General features: G+C 71.4%; 16 protein-coding genes and 1 other RNA gene. 9 read left to right on the top strand and 8 right to left on the bottom strand.

Annotated features, from left to right (window positions below):
- The first annotated feature begins 49 nt into the window (after positions 1-49).
- A complete protein-coding gene (locus tag Q9R47_RS04730; protein ID WP_311232053.1) occupies positions 50-1444 on the top strand; it encodes a TIGR03862 family flavoprotein in 1395 nt (464 codons plus the stop codon).
- A gap of 43 nt (positions 1445-1487) precedes the next feature.
- Here the strand turns inward: Q9R47_RS04730 and ffs are convergent.
- An RNA gene (gene ffs / locus Q9R47_RS04725) (signal recognition particle sRNA small type) lies at positions 1488-1584 on the bottom strand.
- A 116-nt stretch (positions 1585-1700) separates the two neighbouring features.
- On the opposite strand from ffs, the gene dnaX reads away from it, so the two are divergent.
- The 6 genes from dnaX to Q9R47_RS04695 all read left to right on the top strand — a co-directional run bounded on the left by dnaX (position 1701) and on the right by Q9R47_RS04695 (position 6735).
- The gene (dnaX, locus tag Q9R47_RS04720) at positions 1701-3629 is read left to right on the top strand and encodes a DNA polymerase III subunit gamma/tau (protein ID WP_311232052.1); all 1929 of its coding nucleotides are present in this window, start codon (positions 1701-1703) and stop codon (positions 3627-3629) included.
- A gap of 126 nt (positions 3630-3755) precedes the next feature.
- Positions 3756-4088: a YbaB/EbfC family nucleoid-associated protein gene (locus tag Q9R47_RS04715; RefSeq protein ID WP_311232051.1), complete on the top strand. Its 333-nt coding sequence runs from the start codon at positions 3756-3758 to the stop codon at positions 4086-4088.
- Positions 4089-4118: 30 nt separating this feature from the next.
- Positions 4119-4718: a recombination mediator RecR gene (recR, locus tag Q9R47_RS04710; RefSeq protein ID WP_311232050.1), complete on the top strand. Its 600-nt coding sequence runs from the start codon at positions 4119-4121 to the stop codon at positions 4716-4718.
- Between the two features lie 49 nt (positions 4719-4767).
- Complete coding sequence (locus Q9R47_RS04705) at positions 4768-5172, top strand: MAPEG family protein (protein ID WP_311232049.1); 405 nt, start codon at positions 4768-4770, stop codon at positions 5170-5172.
- Positions 5173-5355: 183 nt separating this feature from the next.
- Positions 5356-6417 (top strand): ABC transporter substrate-binding protein, encoded by a 1062-nt coding sequence (locus Q9R47_RS04700; RefSeq protein ID WP_404977094.1) that lies wholly within the window; start codon positions 5356-5358, stop codon positions 6415-6417.
- Positions 6418-6582: 165 nt separating this feature from the next.
- Complete coding sequence (locus tag Q9R47_RS04695) at positions 6583-6735, top strand: DUF3096 domain-containing protein (RefSeq protein WP_311232048.1); 153 nt, start codon at positions 6583-6585, stop codon at positions 6733-6735.
- Between the two features lie 84 nt (positions 6736-6819).
- On the opposite strand, the gene Q9R47_RS04690 is transcribed toward Q9R47_RS04695, so the two are convergent.
- Positions 6820-8367: a transglycosylase SLT domain-containing protein gene (locus tag Q9R47_RS04690; RefSeq protein WP_311232047.1), complete on the bottom strand. Its 1548-nt coding sequence runs from the start codon at positions 8365-8367 to the stop codon at positions 6820-6822.
- 5 nt (positions 8368-8372) lie between these two features.
- A complete protein-coding gene (gene gloB, locus Q9R47_RS04685) occupies positions 8373-9155 on the bottom strand; it encodes a hydroxyacylglutathione hydrolase (protein WP_311232046.1) in 783 nt (260 codons plus the stop codon).
- Here gloB and Q9R47_RS04680 point away from each other — a divergent pair.
- Entirely contained in the window at positions 9154-10044 is an 891-nt protein-coding gene (locus Q9R47_RS04680; RefSeq protein WP_311232045.1) for a methyltransferase domain-containing protein, read from the top strand. The two genes, gloB and Q9R47_RS04680, sit on opposite strands and share 2 nt — an antisense overlap.
- A 96-nt stretch (positions 10045-10140) precedes the next feature.
- Positions 10141-10590 (top strand): ribonuclease HI, encoded by a 450-nt coding sequence (rnhA, locus tag Q9R47_RS04675; RefSeq protein ID WP_311232044.1) that lies wholly within the window; start codon positions 10141-10143, stop codon positions 10588-10590.
- A 42-nt stretch (positions 10591-10632) separates the two neighbouring features.
- Here rnhA and Q9R47_RS04670 read toward each other — a convergent pair whose 3' ends face one another.
- The 5 genes from Q9R47_RS04670 to Q9R47_RS04650 form a co-directional block, all read right to left on the bottom strand.
- Positions 10633-10986, bottom strand: a complete 354-nt coding sequence (locus tag Q9R47_RS04670; protein ID WP_311232043.1) for a thioredoxin family protein — start codon at positions 10984-10986, stop codon at positions 10633-10635.
- Between the two features lie 61 nt (positions 10987-11047).
- On the bottom strand, positions 11048-12442 hold the full coding sequence (gene glp / locus Q9R47_RS04665) for a gephyrin-like molybdotransferase Glp (protein ID WP_311232042.1): 1395 nt from the start codon (positions 12440-12442) through the stop codon (positions 11048-11050).
- Positions 12439-13089: a molybdenum cofactor guanylyltransferase MobA gene (gene mobA, locus Q9R47_RS04660; protein ID WP_311232041.1), complete on the bottom strand. Its 651-nt coding sequence runs from the start codon at positions 13087-13089 to the stop codon at positions 12439-12441. The genes glp and mobA overlap by 4 nt, the downstream gene beginning before the upstream one ends.
- A gap of 13 nt (positions 13090-13102) precedes the next feature.
- Complete coding sequence (gene moaA, locus Q9R47_RS04655) at positions 13103-14245, bottom strand: GTP 3',8-cyclase MoaA (RefSeq protein WP_311232040.1); 1143 nt, start codon at positions 14243-14245, stop codon at positions 13103-13105.
- A 105-nt stretch (positions 14246-14350) separates the two neighbouring features.
- The gene (locus Q9R47_RS04650) at positions 14351-15121 is read right to left on the bottom strand and encodes an SDR family oxidoreductase (RefSeq protein ID WP_311232039.1); all 771 of its coding nucleotides are present in this window, start codon (positions 15119-15121) and stop codon (positions 14351-14353) included.
- Positions 15122-15342 lie beyond the last annotated feature (221 nt).

The raw sequence follows: 15342 nt of genomic DNA, 5'->3' as shown, positions 1-15342 counted from the left end.
CGGCGCTGCCACTCCACCCCCCATCGTCCGCTTCACCGTTTTTCTCACCATGTCTTCCTCCGCCCCCCTGCCGCCTTCCGGCCCCCTGACCTGTGACGTGGCCGTGGTCGGCGGCGGCCCCGCCGGCCTGATGGCGGCCGAGGTGCTCGCCGCGAACGGCCTGGCGGTGCATTTGTTCGATGCCATGCCGTCGGTGGGCCGCAAGTTCCTGCTCGCCGGCAAGGGCGGGCTCAATCTCACCCATTCCGAACCGTTCGAGCCGTTCGTGCAGCGCTACGGCGGCCGTGCAGCGGCCCTGGAGCCCGTGCTGCAGAATTTCGGCCCGGATGCGCTGCGCGAGTGGGCCAAGGGCCTGGGCATCGACACCTTCGTCGGGACCTCGGGCCGCGTGTTCCCCACGGACATGAAGGCCGCGCCGCTGCTGCGCGCCTGGCTGCACCGGCTGCGCGGCATGGGGGTGCAGTTCCACATGCGTCACCGCTGGCTCGGGCCGTTGCCCCCGGCAGCCGAAGACGCAGCGCCGCGGGAGGCCGGCACCACCGAACTCCGTTTTGCCGCGCCCGCCGGCGAGGTGCATGTGCAGGCCCGTGCCGCCGTGCTGGCGCTGGGCGGCGCCAGTTGGAAGCGCCTGGGCTCCGACGGCGCCTGGGCGCCCTGGCTGGAAGCGCTGGGCGTGGCCGTGGCCCCGCTGCGGCCCGCCAATTGCGGCTTCGACGTGATGGGCCCGGAAGCGCCATCCGGCACGACGCGGCGCGAATTCCTGCAGGCCCTCGTCGGCCGCGAGGCGCCGCCCGTGGGCTGGACGGCCCATTTCACCGAACGTTTCGCGGGCCAGCCGTTCAAGTCGGTGGCGCTGCATTTCACCGACAGCCAGGGCCGGTCCTTCCATCGCCGCGGCGAGTTCGTGGCCACGGCTTCGGGCGTGGAGGGCAGCCTGGTCTATGCGGCCTCCGCGCTGCTGCGCGACGAGATCGAAGCCCATGGGCACGCCACCTTCCATCTGGACCTGCTGCCCGACCACACGCCCGAGCGGGTCGAGAAGGAAGTGCGTCATCCGCGCGGATCGCGCAGCCTGAGCAGCCACCTCAAGAGCCGCCTGGGCCTGGACGGCATCAAGGCCGCGATCCTGTACGAGCAATGGGGCAAGGAGGCCATGCAGGACATGCAGGCCCTCGCACGCGCCATCAAGGCCCTGCCCATCACGGTGGTGGCCTGCCGCCCGCTGGACGAGGCGATCAGCACGGCCGGCGGCGTGGCGTTCGAGGCGATGGACACCCGCGGCATGCTCGAAGCCTGGCCGGGCGTGTTCTGCGCAGGCGAAATGCTGGACTGGGAGGCGCCGACGGGCGGCTATCTGATGACGGCCTGCATGGCCACCGGCAGGGCGGCGGGGCAGGGTGTGCTGCAGTGGCTCGGTGGCAGTGCCGCCGAAGCCGCCCGCTGACGGGCTGCGTGGTCCAGGGCCGCAAGGCCCTGAACGAGAAGAAGTTGACGAGCCTTACCCCCGGCACTGGCTCCACGGTTAGGGCTGCTTGGTTCCCCACCTGACCCGGTTGGCCGCTTCCCCATGCGGGGAGGCCCGTCACCGCCGATTGTAACCGCTGTGCGGGGTGCCTCCAGACGAATTCCCATGCGCGGCCGCCGTGATCCGCACCCTGGCTCCCGGCACCGGGGCCCGGCGGCCCCGTAGAATCCAGCGGATGTCCTACCTCGTGCTCGCCCGCAAATACCGCCCCAGGAACTTCTCGGAGATGGTGGGGCAGGAGCACGTGGTGCAGGCGCTCTCGAATGCGCTCACCCAGCAGCGCCTGCACCATGCCTACCTGTTCACGGGCACGCGCGGCGTGGGCAAGACCACCGTCTCGCGCATCCTGGCCAAGTCGCTCAACTGCCAGGGGCCCGACGGGCAGGGCGGCATCACCGCCACGCCCTGCGGCGTCTGCCAGGCCTGCCGCGACATCGACGCCGGCCGCTTCGTCGATTACACCGAGCTGGATGCCGCCTCCAACCGCGGGGTGGACGAGGTGCAGGGCCTGCTGGAGCAGGCCGTCTACAAGCCGGTGCAGGGCCGCTTCAAGGTCTTCATGATCGACGAAGTGCACATGCTCACGAACACCGCCTTCAACGCGATGCTCAAGACGCTGGAGGAGCCGCCGGAATACCTCAAGTTCGTGCTGGCCACCACCGATCCGCAGAAGGTGCCGGTGACGGTGCTCTCGCGCTGCCTGCAGTTCAACCTGCGGCCGATGGCGCCGGAGACCGTGCTGGAACACCTGACTCGAGTGCTCGCCCAGGAGGGCGTGCCGGCCGAGCCGCAGGCGCTGCGCCTGCTCGCCCGCGCGGCGCGCGGCTCCATGCGCGATGCGCTGTCCCTGACCGATCAGGCGATCGCGTTCGGCAGCGGCCAGCTGCAGGAGGCCGGCGTGCGGCAGATGCTCGGCAGCGTGGATCGCAGCTATGTCTTCCGCCTGATCGAAGCCCTGGCGAACGGCGACGGCCGCACGGTGGTCGAAACGTCCGACGCGCTGCGCATGCACGGCCTCTCGGCCGCATCGACGCTCGAAGAGATGAGCGCCGTGCTGCAGCGCATGGCCGTGTTCCAGGCGGTGCCCCGCATGGCCGACGCGCTGGACGCCAACGATCCGGAGGCCGCGGAAATCGCCCGCCTGGCCGGCACCCTGCCCGCCGACGAAACCCAGCTGCTCTACAGCATCTGCCTGCATGGCCGCCAGGAACTCGGGCTGGCGCCCGACGAGTACGCTGCGCTCACGATGGCGCTGCTGCGGCTGCTGGCGTTCAAGCCCGCGGCGGACGGCGGAACGCCGCCGGCGGAAAAAAAAACACTGAAATCGCCCGCGCCTGAGCGTTCGGAGGGCGAAATGGCGGCCCAGCCACAGATTGGGCAGCCTGCTGCGCACCCGTCTTCGCCTGCGCCAGCGCCCGCGCCCGCGCCCGCTGGCAGAGCACCGCACGATGACGAAGAAGCCACGGGCTCGGCCGCGTCCGGGTACGGTGCCGAAGCGCCTTCGGGGTCCGGCCATCCATCCGCCCCGGCCGTGCGCCTGCCCGTCCGCTCGCCGGCCGACCTGCAGGCGCCGCGCGCTGCCGCGCAAACCCTGGCGCCTCCCGAGGGCGCCCCGGCGGATTTCGTGGCGATCCCCGTCCGCGTCGCACCCGAGCCCGGCATGCGCATGCAGCCCGCGGCGGCGCCCGGTGCCCTGCCGCCCTCGGCCCGCTACACGCCGACGGAGGAGGGCGACCACTGGCACGCCACGGTGATGCAGCTCGTCGCCGCCGAAGCGATCAATGCGCTGGTCCGCGAACTCGCGCTGCAGTCGCAATTGGTGGCGCGCGATGCCGACCACTGGCTGCTGCGCGTGGAGCGCGAATCGCTCAACCAGCCGACGGCCCGCGAGCGGCTGCGCGCTGCCCTGGAGGCCGCGGGCTTCGCCCGGCAGATCACCGTGGAGGTCGGCGCCGTCATCGACAGCCCCGCGCGCCGCAATGCCCATGCCGCCGCCGAACGGCAGCGGCGCGCCCAGGAGATCGTGGAGAACGATCCCTACGTGCAGGCCCTGGTGCGCGACTTCGGGGCGAGAATCGTGCCCGGCAGCATCAAGCCGGCATGATGGACACCCCGCCGCGCCTGTCGTGCGCAGCCACCGCGTCGTCGGCCGCACCGGGCCTGCGGCATGCTGGCATCACCGCCATCCCGCTTCAGTTTTCGCTTTAGAACCCCCAGAAAAGGAACCACCATGTTCAACAAAGGACAACTCGCCGGCCTGATGAAGCAGGCCCAGGCCATGCAGGACAACCTGAAGAAGGCCCAGGACGAACTGGCCCACATCGAGGTGGAGGGCGAGTCCGGCGCCGGCCTCGTGAAGGTGCTCATGACCTGCAAGCACGACGTGAAGCGCGTGACCATCGACCCCAGCCTGCTGGCCGACGACAAGGACATGCTGGAAGACCTCGTCGCTGCCGCGTTCAATGCCGCGGTGCGCAAGGCGGAGGAGACCTCGCAGGAGAAAATGGGCAAGCTGACCGCGGGCATGCCGGGCATGCCGCCCGGAATGAAGTTCCCGTTCTGATCTGACCCGTTTTCTCCGACGCTACGCCCCATGCCGCCTTCTTCCGACATGCACTCCCTCGACGCCCTCGTGCAGGCCCTGCGGCGCCTGCCGGGCGTGGGCGTGAAATCGGCGCAGCGCATGGCGTTCCACCTGCTGCAGCACGACCGTCCGGGCGCGGAGGTACTCTCGCGCGCGTTGCACGAGGCCACGCTGTCGGTGCGGCACTGCGCGCGCTGCCACACCTTCACCGAAGGCGAGGTGTGCTCGACCTGCCTCGATCCGACGCGCGACGCGTCCCGGCTGGCCGTGGTCGAGACTCCCGCGGACCAGGCGGCGCTGGAGCGCACCGGTGCCTTCCGCGGGCTGTACTTCGTGCTCATGGGCAAGCTGTCGCCGCTGGACGGCATCGGCCCCAACGAGATCGGCTTCGGCAAGCTGCTGGAGCGTGCGGCCGACGGCGTGGTGCAGGAGGTGATCCTCGCCACCAGCTTCACCGCCGAGGGCGAGGCGACCGCGCATGCCCTGAGCGAGACCCTGAAGGCCCGCGGCATGCACGTGACGCGGCTGGCGCGGGGCGTGCCCGTGGGCAGCGAACTCGAATACGTGGACCTGGGCACCATCGCCCATGCCCTGGTGGACCGGCGCTAGCGTGCCGCACGGCACAGCACGGCACGGGCGCCAACGACGAAAAGCCGACATGAACTCCCTGCACATCGCGCGCTTCACCGTGGCGTACTGGTGCGTCTTCGCGATGGCGCTGATGCCGATCGCCTGCGCCATGCTCGCCAAGCGCGGCGGCTTCAAGGCTGCGGACAACCGCGATCCGCGCGGCTGGGCCGCCCGGCAGACCGACTGGCGCGCGCGGGCCCTGGCCGCGCAGGCCAATACCTTCGAGTGCCTGCCGTTCTTCATCGGCGCGGTGATCGTGGCCCACCAGCTGGGCGCGGCGCAGACACTCCTCGACCTGCTCGCGCTGGGCTTCGTGATGCTGCGCGTTTTCTACGTGCTGATGTACGTCTCGGACATGCCCACCGTGCGCAGCCTGGTGTGGGCCGGCGGCTTCCTGGTCAACGTGGCGATCTTCTTCATCGGGTACCGGTAAGCGCAGTTCCCGGAACCCTTCCGGCGTCGCTGCCTCATATTGGCGCACCACCCATATGCCTGCGATGCGGCGCCTGCGCTGCTGAACACTTTCCCATCCGGTTTACAGGGATTCTCCCCGGTCCCCGCGCAGGCCTTTTGAGGCACGATTGCTGCACTGCAGCATGAGCCGCGCCTTTTTTCCATGATGTCGCATTCTCCCGATCGCCGCCGCTTCGGCGCGCTGGCCCTTTCCCTGCCGCTGGCCGGCCTGGCGGGCGGGCACGCGCATGCGCTGGTGCCGCCCTTCAGCGCGGCCTCGCCGGGGCGGGTGCGGGTGGCCGTGGGCGGCGCCGGGCTGCTCTACCACCTGCCGCTCACCATCGCCCGGCAGCTGGATTTCTTCCGGGCGGAAGGGCTGGACGTGGCGGTGCAGGACCATGCCGGCGGCGCGCTCGCGCTGCAGGCGGTGGAGCAGGGCGCAGCGGACATGTGCTGCGGCGGCTACGACCATACGTTGCGCCTGCAGTTGCAGGGGCAGAACCATTGCGCCCTGGTGCTGCAGGGCCGGGCGCCGCAGCTGGCCTTCGCGGCCTCGGCGCGCAACTGGCCGGTGCGCAGCGTGCAGAGCTTCAAAGGCCTGCGCGTCGGGGTGACTTCGCCCGGCTCGTCCACGCACATGCTGGCGCAGCTGGCACTGCTGCAGGACGGCGGCTCGCTCGAAGGCGTGTCGTTCATCGGCGTGGGGGCGGCGGGCGGCGGTGCCCTGGCGGCACTGCGGCAGGGCCGCGTGCATGCGCTCTGCCATGCCGATCCCGTGGTGAGCGTGCTCGAGCAGCGCGGCGAAGTGCGGCTGCTGTGCGACACCCGCACCGTGAAGGCCGCGCAGGAGGTTTTCGGCGGTGCCATGCCGGCGTCGAGCCTCTATGCGCCGCGCACGTTCGTGCAGCAGCAGCCGGCCGTGTGCCAGGCGATGGTGAACGCCATGGTGCATGCGCTCAAATGGCTGCAGACGGCCAGTGCGGCCGATCTCATGCGGGTGGTGCCGCCGGAGCACATGCTGGGCGACCGCAGCGCCTACCTCGCGGCTTTCCACAAGGTGCGCGACACGTTCTCGCCCGACGGCCTCATGCCCGACGACGGCCCCGCCACGGCCCTGCGCGCGCTCACGCGGCTGCGCCCGGAATGGGCGGCGTCGCGCGTCGACCTGTCGCGCACCTTCACGAACGAATACGCCCGGCGGGCCAAGGCCAAGTTCAACGCCTGAACCGTGCCGCGCGGCCCCAAGTGGCGCCATGGTCCGACACGGGTGGGCCACGGCACGGCGTTAGATTCGCCCACTGCCCGGCAAACGGCGCCCGGGCAGCGGCCAGCCGTACACGCGCAGGCCTGCCCGCAGCCGGCCACCACCGTTCCCGAAGGACGTTCTCCCATGTCGCTGAACCTCAGCATCGGCCCCCTCGTGGCCCTGATCGCCGGCATCCTCATTCTCGTGATGCCGCGCCTGCTCAACTACATCGTGGCGCTCTACCTGATCCTGATCGGCGTGCTCGGGCTCGTGGGCATGCACAACCTGAGGATCTGACAGGCCACCACCACGGGCCATCCAGCAAGGCCCGTAACGGCAGGCGCCCGCGCGTTCCGCCTGCCCGGGCTGCGCGCCGCTGCGTCAGCGTTTCTTGACACGCGAAGGGGTGCCGCCCTTGCGGGAGGTGGCGGCAGGTGCGGCCGCCTTGCGGGGCGTGCCCCTCCTGGACGCAGCCTGCCGGCTGGTGTTGCTGCGGGCCGGCGCTGCCGCCTGGACGCCCGAGGACGCCCGCACCGGCAGATACACCACCACCGACTCGCCCGCCTTGAAGGAGGCCGTCGATTTGACGTCGTTCCAGGTCGCGATGTCGGCCGTGGTGACCTTGTAGCGCCGCGCGATGGTCGCCACGGAGTCGCGCTTGCCGGCACGCACGGTGGTGCGGCGCGTGACGATCTCCGGCGTGAACGCGACCTGCCCGTTGTCGGCCAGCTGGCCGGGCACGTCGGCCTGGATGGCGTTGCCGCGCGGCACCATCAGCGCCGATCCGGCCTTGATGAGCATGCGCGGGGGGATCTGGTTGACGCTGCGCAGGTCTGCTTCGTTCATGCCCACGCGCTGGGCCGCCGCCGAAACGCTCATCGTGGTCGGCACGCTCCACACCGTCCAGCTGGCGTACTGGCCTTCCGTATAGGCCTCCAGGTTCTTGCGGAACACCTGGGCGTTGTCCCAGGGCAGCAGGATCTGCGGCATGCCGGCCGCCAGGATGATCGGCTTGTGCAGCGAGGGGTTCAGCTCGCGGAAGTCCTGTTCGCGCACGCCCGCGAGGCTCGCGACCAGCGAGACGTCGATGTCGCGCGTGATGTCCACCGTCTGGAAGTAGGGATGGTTCTCGATCAGCGGCAGCTCGGTGTTGAAACGCTCGGGGTGCGCGACGATGTTCTTCACCGCCTGCAGCTTGGGTACGTACATGCGCGTTTCCGCGGGCATGTTCAGGTCGGTGTAGCTGGTGCCCAGGCCCTGCTTCTGGTTGCGGGCGATCGCGCGGCCCACGTTGCCTTCGCCCCAGTTGTAGGCCGCCAGGGCCAGGTGCCAGTCGCCGAACATGCCGTAGAGCCGCTGCAGGTAGTCGAGCGCGGCGCGGGTGGAGGCCAGCACGTCGCGGCGGTCGTCACGGAACGCGTTCTGCTTGAGCTGGTAGTCGCTGCCCGTGGCGGGCATGAACTGCCACATGCCCACGGCCTTGGCGCTGGAGACCGCCATGGGGTTGAAGGCGCTCTCGATATAGGGCAGCAGCGCCAGCTCGGTGGGCATGCCGCGCAGTTCCAGCTCTTCGACGATGTGGAAGAGGTACTTGCTGGAGCGCTCGGTCATGCGCTGCATGTAGTCGGGCCGGCTCGCATACCAGAGCTCGCGGTCACGCACCAGGTCCTGGTCGAGGTCGGGCATGGCGAAGCCGCGGCGGATGCGGTCCCAGAGATCGGTCGGCGCCGCGAGCGAAGCCACGCCGACGTGGCTGGCGTTGGCGGCCCGGATCGGCCGCAGCGGCGGCGCCGTGCCGACGGACGCCGTGCCCACCGCGCCGTCCGTCGAGGGCAGGCCGGAGGCGGAGTCCTTGTTCGCGGAGCCGGGTGCCGCGCAGCCGGTGAGCCAGAGCACGCTCACGAGGCCCAGGATATGCAGGAGTTTCATGAAGGTCAGTTCGGTCGGAAGTCGTTTTTCCAGGCGCGCAGCGCGGCCAGCACCGCCACCGGGTCGGCCGCATCGGTGCGCGGGTCGAAAGCCTGCGCGGCACGGGCCACGCCGGGCTCCCGCGTGCGCAGGAACGGGTTCACGGCATGCTCGGTGCCCAGGCGCGACGGCAGGGTGGGGTGCCCCGCGGCACGGCGCGCTTCGCAGTCACGGCTGTACTGGAGCAGCGCCGCATTGGCAGGTTCCACCGCGCGGGCGAAAGCGAGGTTCGAAAGTGTGTATTCATGCGCGCAGCACACCCGCGTATCGGGGGGCAGGGCGGCGAGATGGTCGAGCGATTGCTGCATCTGGGCGGGCGTGCCCTCGAACAGGCGGCCGCAGCCGCCGGAGAACAGCGTGTCGCCACAGAAGAGCAGCGGCCCGCCGGGCGCGTCGGCCCCGTGGTAGGCGATGTGCCCGGCCGTATGCCCCGGCACGTCGATGACGGAAAAGCGCAGGCCCAGCACCTCGACCGTGTCGCCACCCGACAGCCGGTGCAGGGGTTCGGGGATGGTCTCGCGCGCCGGGCCCCACACGGTGGCGCCGGTGGCCTCGCGCAGCGCCGCCACGCCGCCGACATGATCGCCGTGGTGGTGCGTGACTAGAATCGCCTCCAACGCCAGGCCGTGGTGCTGCAGGGCCTGCAGCACCGGGCCGGGTTCCCCCGGGTCGACCACGGCGGCGCGATGCCCGTCGTGCAGCATCCAGATGTAGTTGTCGGTGAAAGCGGGCAGCGGCAGCAAGTTCATGAGCGACGAAATTATAGGTTTGCACCATTGGTTCGACTCACCGCCCGGCCGATACCTGCTGGCGTGGGAGCAGGAGCGCTATGACGAAATGGTCGCCGACGTGTTCGGCTACCACGCGCTGCAGCTCGGCATGCCCGGCCTGCAGGGCCTGCGCGCGAACCGCATGCCGCACCGCTGGCTGGCGCTCGGCGCGGCCGAGGCGCTGCTGTGGCCGCCGCCGCCGGCCAGCGGGGCCCCCTCCACGGCGCACCATGCCGAGGGCGACGCGCCTGGCGAGGACCGGGCCGCCGGGGCACCGCTGCGCGCCGCGCTGCTGGCCGATCCGGTCGCGCTGCCGTTCCCCGAGAACAGCCTCGATCTGGTGCTGCTGCCGCATGCGCTGGAGCTGAGCGTGGACCCGCATGCGGCGCTGCGCGAAGTGCACCGCGTGCTCATGCCCGAAGGGCGGCTGGTGGTGAGCGGGCTCAATCCCGTCAGCCTCTGGGGCCTGCGCCAGCGGCGGGTGCGGCTCTACCAGCGCCTGGGCGGCGGTGGCCGTCTCTACCTTCCGGACGTGGGCGAATTCATCGGCCACTGGCGGCTGCGCGACTGGCTGCGCCTGCTGAATTTCGAGATCGAGACCATCAGCTTCGGCGCCTACCGGCCCGCCGTGCGCAGCACGCGCTGGCTGCAGCGCTATGAATGGGTGGATGCGGTGGGGGCCCGCTGGTGGCCGATACTCGGGGCCGCCTACATGGTGGTGGCCGTCAAGCGCGTGCATGGCATGCGCCTGCTCGAGCCCTCCTGGCGCACGGGCCAGGCCCCGCAGGGGCGGGCGGCACCCGTGGCCGTGGTGCCGAAAATGCCGCTGCCGGGCGGGATCGGCGAGCCACCGCGCCGCGGGCGATGAAGACGGCGGCGGCAACGGAAACAAACGACAGGATGCGGCGACGCGCCCGCAGGGGCGGGCGGGCCGCGCCCCCATTCAACAGGAAGCGAGAAAGTTTTGAACGAGGTTGTGATCTATACCGACGGCGCCTGCAAGGGAAACCCGGGGCCCGGCGGCTGGGGGGCGATATTGCGCTCGGGAGCGCTGGAGAAGGAACTGTTCGGCGGGGAGCTCGGGACCACCAACAACCGCATGGAGCTGCTCGCGGTGATAGAGGCGCTGGCGGCGCTCAAGCGGCCCTGCGCGGTGACGCTCTACCTCGACAGCCAGTACGTGCGCAAGGGCATCACCGAGTGGATCCAGGGCTGGAAGCGCAAGGGCTGGCGCACCGCGTCGGGCCAGCCGGTGAAGAACGTGGAGCTGTGGAAGCGGCTGGACGACCTCGTGGCCGGCAGCGGCCATGTGATCGACTGGCGCTGGGTGAAGGGCCATGCCGGCGATCCGGGCAATGAACGCGCGGATGCGCTGGCCAACAAGGGCGTGGACAAGGCCCTGGGGCGCGGCTGACGCGCCGCCGGGGCGCTGGCGGGCTCCGGCGCGGCCGGTGCGTCAGGCCGGGCCGATGCTGATGGCCGGTGCGTGGGCGATCGCCTGCATCGGCGGGGCCAGCACGGTGGCGTCCGTCGGGCGCACGACCCGGTCGATCTCCCTGCCGTCGCGCAGGAAGACGAGGGTGGGCCAGAGCTTGACGCCGAAGCTGCGGCCGAGCGGACGGCCCGGGCCGTCTTCGACCTTGATGTGCTGCACCTGGTCGTGGTCCTTCAGGGCATTTTCGATCAGCGGCTGTGCTCGCTGGCAGTAGCCGCACCAGGGCGTGCCGAATTCCAGGACGGCGGCACCCTGCAGGCGGTCGATGTCCTCCCGCGTGGGGGATTCGGCAAGGTGCTGGGCGGTGTAGGTCATGCGTGTCTTTCCGTTCGGTGGACGATGCCGCCAGGGTACGCCCGGCATGCGTCCCGGCGTGTCAGAGCATGCCGTCAAACAGCAGCACCTCGACAGGATCGCCCACGGCGATGGGGCCGCTGGCGTGCGGCAGCACGATGAGCCCGTCGGCCTGCACCATCGAGCTCAGCAGACCGGAGCCCTGCGGGCCGGTGGTGCGCACGCGCAGGGTGCCGTCCGCCTCCTGGAAGACCACGCCGCGCTGGTATTCGGTGCGCCCGGGGCGTTTGCGGAGCGGCTCGGCCGCCAGGGCGCGCAGCGCGGGCGCGGGCGCGTGCCGGCGGCCCATCATGCGCCAGAGCACCGGCCGCACGAAGACGAGGAAGGCGACCATCGCCGCGACCGGATTGCCGGGCAGGGCGAACAGCACGGCCGGGCCCGCATCCGCGGCGCTGTCGTTGGCTGACGGAGGTCGCGGGATGCGCCCTGCCGCCATGGGGCGGCCCGGCCGCATTGCCACGCGCCAGAATTCCACGCTGCCCAGCCGGTCCAGCAGCGTGCGCGTGTGGTCCGCCGCGCCTGCGCTCACGCCGCCGCTGGTGACGATGGCATCGGCCCGTCCGGCCGCTATGCGCAGCGCGGCCTCGAGCGCCTGCGGCTCGTCCGGCACGGCACCCAGGTCGATCGGCTCCACGCCCATGCGCGCCAGCAGGCCGAAGAGCGTGTAGCGGTTGCTGTCGTACACCGCGCCCTCGCGCCAGGGCGTGCCCAGGCTGAGGATCTCGTCGCCGGTCGAGAAAAACGCCACGCGCAGGCGGCGGAACACCGGCACCGTGGCCTGCCCGAGGCTCGCGATCAGCCCGAGCGCGGCCGGCGTGAGCCGGCTGCCGCGGGCGAGGGCGGTGCGGCCGCGGGCCAGATCCTCCCCGGCCCGGCGGCGGTGGTCGCCCGGCCGCACGGCGCCCGGCGGGATGTCGACGGTTTCCGTGCCGTCGTCGGCACGGTGGCATACGGCGGCTTCCTGGGGCACGACCGTGTCGGCGCCGGCGGGCATCACCGCGCCGGTCATGATGCGCAGGCACTGGCCCGGGCCCAGCGTGCCGGGCCAGCGGTGGCCGGCGAGCACGGTGCCGCCCACCTGCAGGCGCAGCGGCCGGCCGGCAGCCAGGGCAGCTCCGTCGAAGGCGAAGCCGTCCATGGCGGAGTTGTCGTGCGGGGGGACGTCCATGGGCGAGACGATGTCTTCGGCGAGCACGCGGTCGAGCGCGGCGAAGATGGCGACCTCTTCCACCCCGCGCACGGGCACCGCGAGGGCGCCGAGCCGCGCGTGGATGGCGTCCACCGGAAGGTCGTGCCCGGAGGCGGCGCCGGGTGCCGCGGCCTCGCCCGCACTCCGGTCATGCGAACCAGGGGGCGGAGGGACGGAAGAGGGCGCCGCAGGCGTGGCATCTGCGGCGAACGGATTCGGTGGGCTCATGCGGTGTCGGCTTCCAGAAGTCGCAGCTCGGCCAGCGTGTTGGCGTTGCGGAACGCGTGCGGATCGTCCCCGGGCCGGTCGAAGACCGCGGTGGCCAGGGCGTGGCGTTCCATCCAGGCCAGCACCTTGCGGCCGCCGCCGGCGAGGTGGCTGCGCAGGTCATCGTACAGGTCGGCACGCAGCAGGCAGCAGGCCGGGTGCAGGCGCACGGCCCGGGGTCCGGAGGCTCCCCACCGACCCGGCGCATCGGGCGCGGCGGCGATGGCGATGTCCGCCCCTGCGGCCTCGGCGGCTTCGGCCAGCCGCGCACCCAGGTCGGGCGGAAAGCGGGGGGTATCGCAGGGCACCGCCAGCAGCCAGGGCGTGCCGCAGTGCGCCAGGCCCGACAGCAGGCCGGCGAGCGGGCCGGGGTGGCCGGGCATCGCATCGCCGAGCACCGGCACGTTGAAGGCGGCATAGCGCGCCTGGTTGCGGTTGGCGCTCAGGAAAAGCCGGCCGGGCGCGGCCTGCGGGCGCAGCCGCTCCAGTGCGAGCGCCGCAAGCGGCCGCCCGTGGAAATCCTGCAGGCCCTTGTCCCGCCCGCCCATGCGCGAGCCCTGTCCGCCGGCCAGCACGATGCCGGCGATGTCGGTGCGGGCGATCACCATGGGGCGGCGGGCGTCATCCGCCGATGTAGCTCATCTCGACGCGGCGGGGAGCCGTCGCATCCGTGTCCGGCGGCAGGCTGCCGCGCAGCTCGGAATAGCGGTCCGTGCGGCCCTGCCAGATGCCGGCGATCGCCGCGGCCAGGCCCGCATCGTCCGCGCCGCCACGCAGCAGCGCGCGCAGGTCCCAGCCCTGGGTGGCGAACAGGCAGAGGTAGAGCCGGCCCTCCATCGACAGCCGGGCGCGGCTGCAGTCGCCGCAGAAGGCGCGGGTGACGCTGCTGATCGTGCCCACCTCGCCCAGCGCGGGATCGTGCCGGCCCTGGGCGTCGGCATGGCCCCAGCGCTCGGCCGTCTCGCCGGGCGTGGCGGCCGGCAGGGGCACGAGGGGAAGCTCTTCGCGCAGGCGCTCGATGACCTGCGCGGAGGGCAGCACTTCGTCCATGCGCCAGCCGTTGGTGGCGCCCACGTCCATGTATTCGATGAAGCGCAGTGTGATGCCCGTGCCGCGGAAGTGGCGCGCCATGGGCACGATCTCGTGGTCGTTGGTGCCGCGCTTGACCACCATGTTCACCTTGATGTGCTCGAAGCCGGCGGCCTGCGCCGCCTCGATGCCGGCAAGCACCTCGCCCACGGGGAAATCCACATCGTTCATGCGGCGGAAGACGCTGTCCTGCAGGCTGTCGAGGCTCACGGTGAGGCGCGCCAGGCCGGCATCGCGCAGCGCACGGGCCTTGCGGGCGAGCAGCGAGCCGTTGGTGGTGAGCGTCAGGTCGGGCACGCGGCCTTCGGCGGTGCGCAGCCGCGCGAGCTGCTCCACGAGGTTTTCCAGATGCCGGCGCAGCAGCGGCTCGCCGCCCGTGAGCCGGATCTTGCGCACGCCATGGGCCAGGAAGACGGACGCCAGCCGCGTGATCTCCTCGAAGCTGAGCAGGTCGCTGTGGGAGAGGTAGGGGTAGTCCTTGCCGAAGACTTCCTTGGGCATGCAGTAGCTGCAGCGGAAGTTGCAGCGGTCGGTGACGCTGATGCGCAGGTCGCGCAGCGGCCGGCCCAGCGCGTCGGCCAGCCAGCCCTCCGGGCCGGCGAAGGGGCCTTCGGGCACGCGGGGCCGCAGCGCGGCGATGCGCTGGTCCACGAGAGGAATCACACGTTCGGCCATGCCTGGATTCTGCCGCATGGCCGCGGTAGGGGTATCGGCGGAGACCGCGAGATTGATCCCCGTCAATCGCACACGCACGCACGCCCGCCGGCCCGGGCCGGCACCTCAGACGCAGCGCGCGCCGTCCACCTCGATGCAGGCGCCGCTCACGAAGGCGGCCTCGTCGCTCACCAGGTAGAGCGCGGCGTTGGCGACGTCCAGCGCGGTGGAGAACCGGCCGAGCGGAATGGAGGCCAGGAATTTCCCGCGCCGTTCCTCGTCCAGCACGCCGCCCGCGAACTCCGCGGCCAGGCCGGTATCGGGGTTGAAGACCGGGTTGATGCAGTTCACCCGGATGTTGTCCGGACCCAGCTCGGCCGCCATCGACTTGCTGGTGACGATCACCGCGCCCTTCGATCCGTTGTACCAGGTGAGGCCCGGCCGGGGCCGCAGGCCGGCGGTGGAGGCGATGTTGACGAAGCAGCCGCCGCGCTTTGCCGGATTGGCGCGCATGGCGGGCACGGCATGCAGCGCCGACAGGTAGATGCTCTTCACGTTGACGGCGTAGACGCGGTCGAAATCTTCTTCGCTCACTTCCAGCATCGGGCGGTTGCGGTGCGTCCAGCCGGCGTTGTTGACCATGGCGTCGAGCGCGCCGTGGCGCGACACCGCCTCGGCCACCAGGGCCCGGACGTCGTCCGAGCGCGTCACGTCGGCCGCGAAGGCCTGCGCGTCGCCGCCTTCCTGGCGGATGGACCCGGCCACGCGCTCGGCGGCCTCTGCCCGGATGTCGTTCACGATGACGCGGCCGCCTTCGCCCGCCAGCCGCCGCGCGATGCCTTCGCCGATGCCGCCGCCGGCGCCGGTGACGATGATGGATTTGCCTTGGACGCGCATGGCGGAAGATCTCCTGGAGGGCCGGTCGCCGCCGACGGGAATGGCGGTGCGGACCACCGTCCTTCGGACCGGCGCGGGCCGCGATCGGGCCAGTGTAGCGGCCGCCGCGCCCGGAATGACCATGGCGATCCGTCCCGGTGGCGGGCCTGCAGGGCGCAGGCGGGTTGGGCGATACTCATCCTTGTCGCGATCGCCGTCGATCCATCACTTTTCTGCCTTTT

It is taken from the genome of Acidovorax sp. PRC11, from assembly GCF_031844105.1.
Classification (GTDB): Bacteria; Pseudomonadota; Gammaproteobacteria; order Burkholderiales; family Burkholderiaceae_C; genus Paracidovorax.
This window is presented reverse-complemented; position numbering and strand designations above follow the sequence as displayed.

What these genes read in the sequence shown, in the direction of transcription:
- Q9R47_RS04730 (WP_311232053.1), top strand. Translation starts at nt 50, where the DNA reads ATGTCTTCCTCCGCCCCCCTGCCGCCTTCCGGCCCCCTGACCTGTGAC.
- dnaX (WP_311232052.1), top strand. Translation starts at nt 1,701, where the DNA reads ATGTCCTACCTCGTGCTCGCCCGCAAATACCGCCCCAGGAACTTCTCG.
- Q9R47_RS04715 (WP_311232051.1), top strand. Translation starts at nt 3,756, where the DNA reads ATGTTCAACAAAGGACAACTCGCCGGCCTGATGAAGCAGGCCCAGGCC.
- recR (WP_311232050.1), top strand. Translation starts at nt 4,119, where the DNA reads ATGCCGCCTTCTTCCGACATGCACTCCCTCGACGCCCTCGTGCAGGCC.
- Q9R47_RS04705 (WP_311232049.1), top strand. Translation starts at nt 4,768, where the DNA reads ATGAACTCCCTGCACATCGCGCGCTTCACCGTGGCGTACTGGTGCGTC.
- Q9R47_RS04700 (WP_404977094.1), top strand. Translation starts at nt 5,356, where the DNA reads ATGATGTCGCATTCTCCCGATCGCCGCCGCTTCGGCGCGCTGGCCCTT.
- Q9R47_RS04695 (WP_311232048.1), top strand. Translation starts at nt 6,583, where the DNA reads ATGTCGCTGAACCTCAGCATCGGCCCCCTCGTGGCCCTGATCGCCGGC.
- Q9R47_RS04690 (WP_311232047.1), bottom strand. Translation starts at nt 8,367, where the DNA reads ATGAAACTCCTGCATATCCTGGGCCTCGTGAGCGTGCTCTGGCTCACC.
- Q9R47_RS04680 (WP_311232045.1), top strand. Translation starts at nt 9,154, where the DNA reads ATGAGCGACGAAATTATAGGTTTGCACCATTGGTTCGACTCACCGCCC.
- gloB (WP_311232046.1), bottom strand. Translation starts at nt 9,155, where the DNA reads ATGAACTTGCTGCCGCTGCCCGCTTTCACCGACAACTACATCTGGATG.
- Q9R47_RS04670 (WP_311232043.1), bottom strand. Translation starts at nt 10,986, where the DNA reads ATGACCTACACCGCCCAGCACCTTGCCGAATCCCCCACGCGGGAGGAC.
- glp (WP_311232042.1), bottom strand. Translation starts at nt 12,442, where the DNA reads ATGAGCCCACCGAATCCGTTCGCCGCAGATGCCACGCCTGCGGCGCCC.
- mobA (WP_311232041.1), bottom strand. Translation starts at nt 13,089, where the DNA reads ATGGTGATCGCCCGCACCGACATCGCCGGCATCGTGCTGGCCGGCGGA.
- moaA (WP_311232040.1), bottom strand. Translation starts at nt 14,245, where the DNA reads ATGGCCGAACGTGTGATTCCTCTCGTGGACCAGCGCATCGCCGCGCTG.
- Q9R47_RS04650 (WP_311232039.1), bottom strand. Translation starts at nt 15,121, where the DNA reads ATGCGCGTCCAAGGCAAATCCATCATCGTCACCGGCGCCGGCGGCGGC.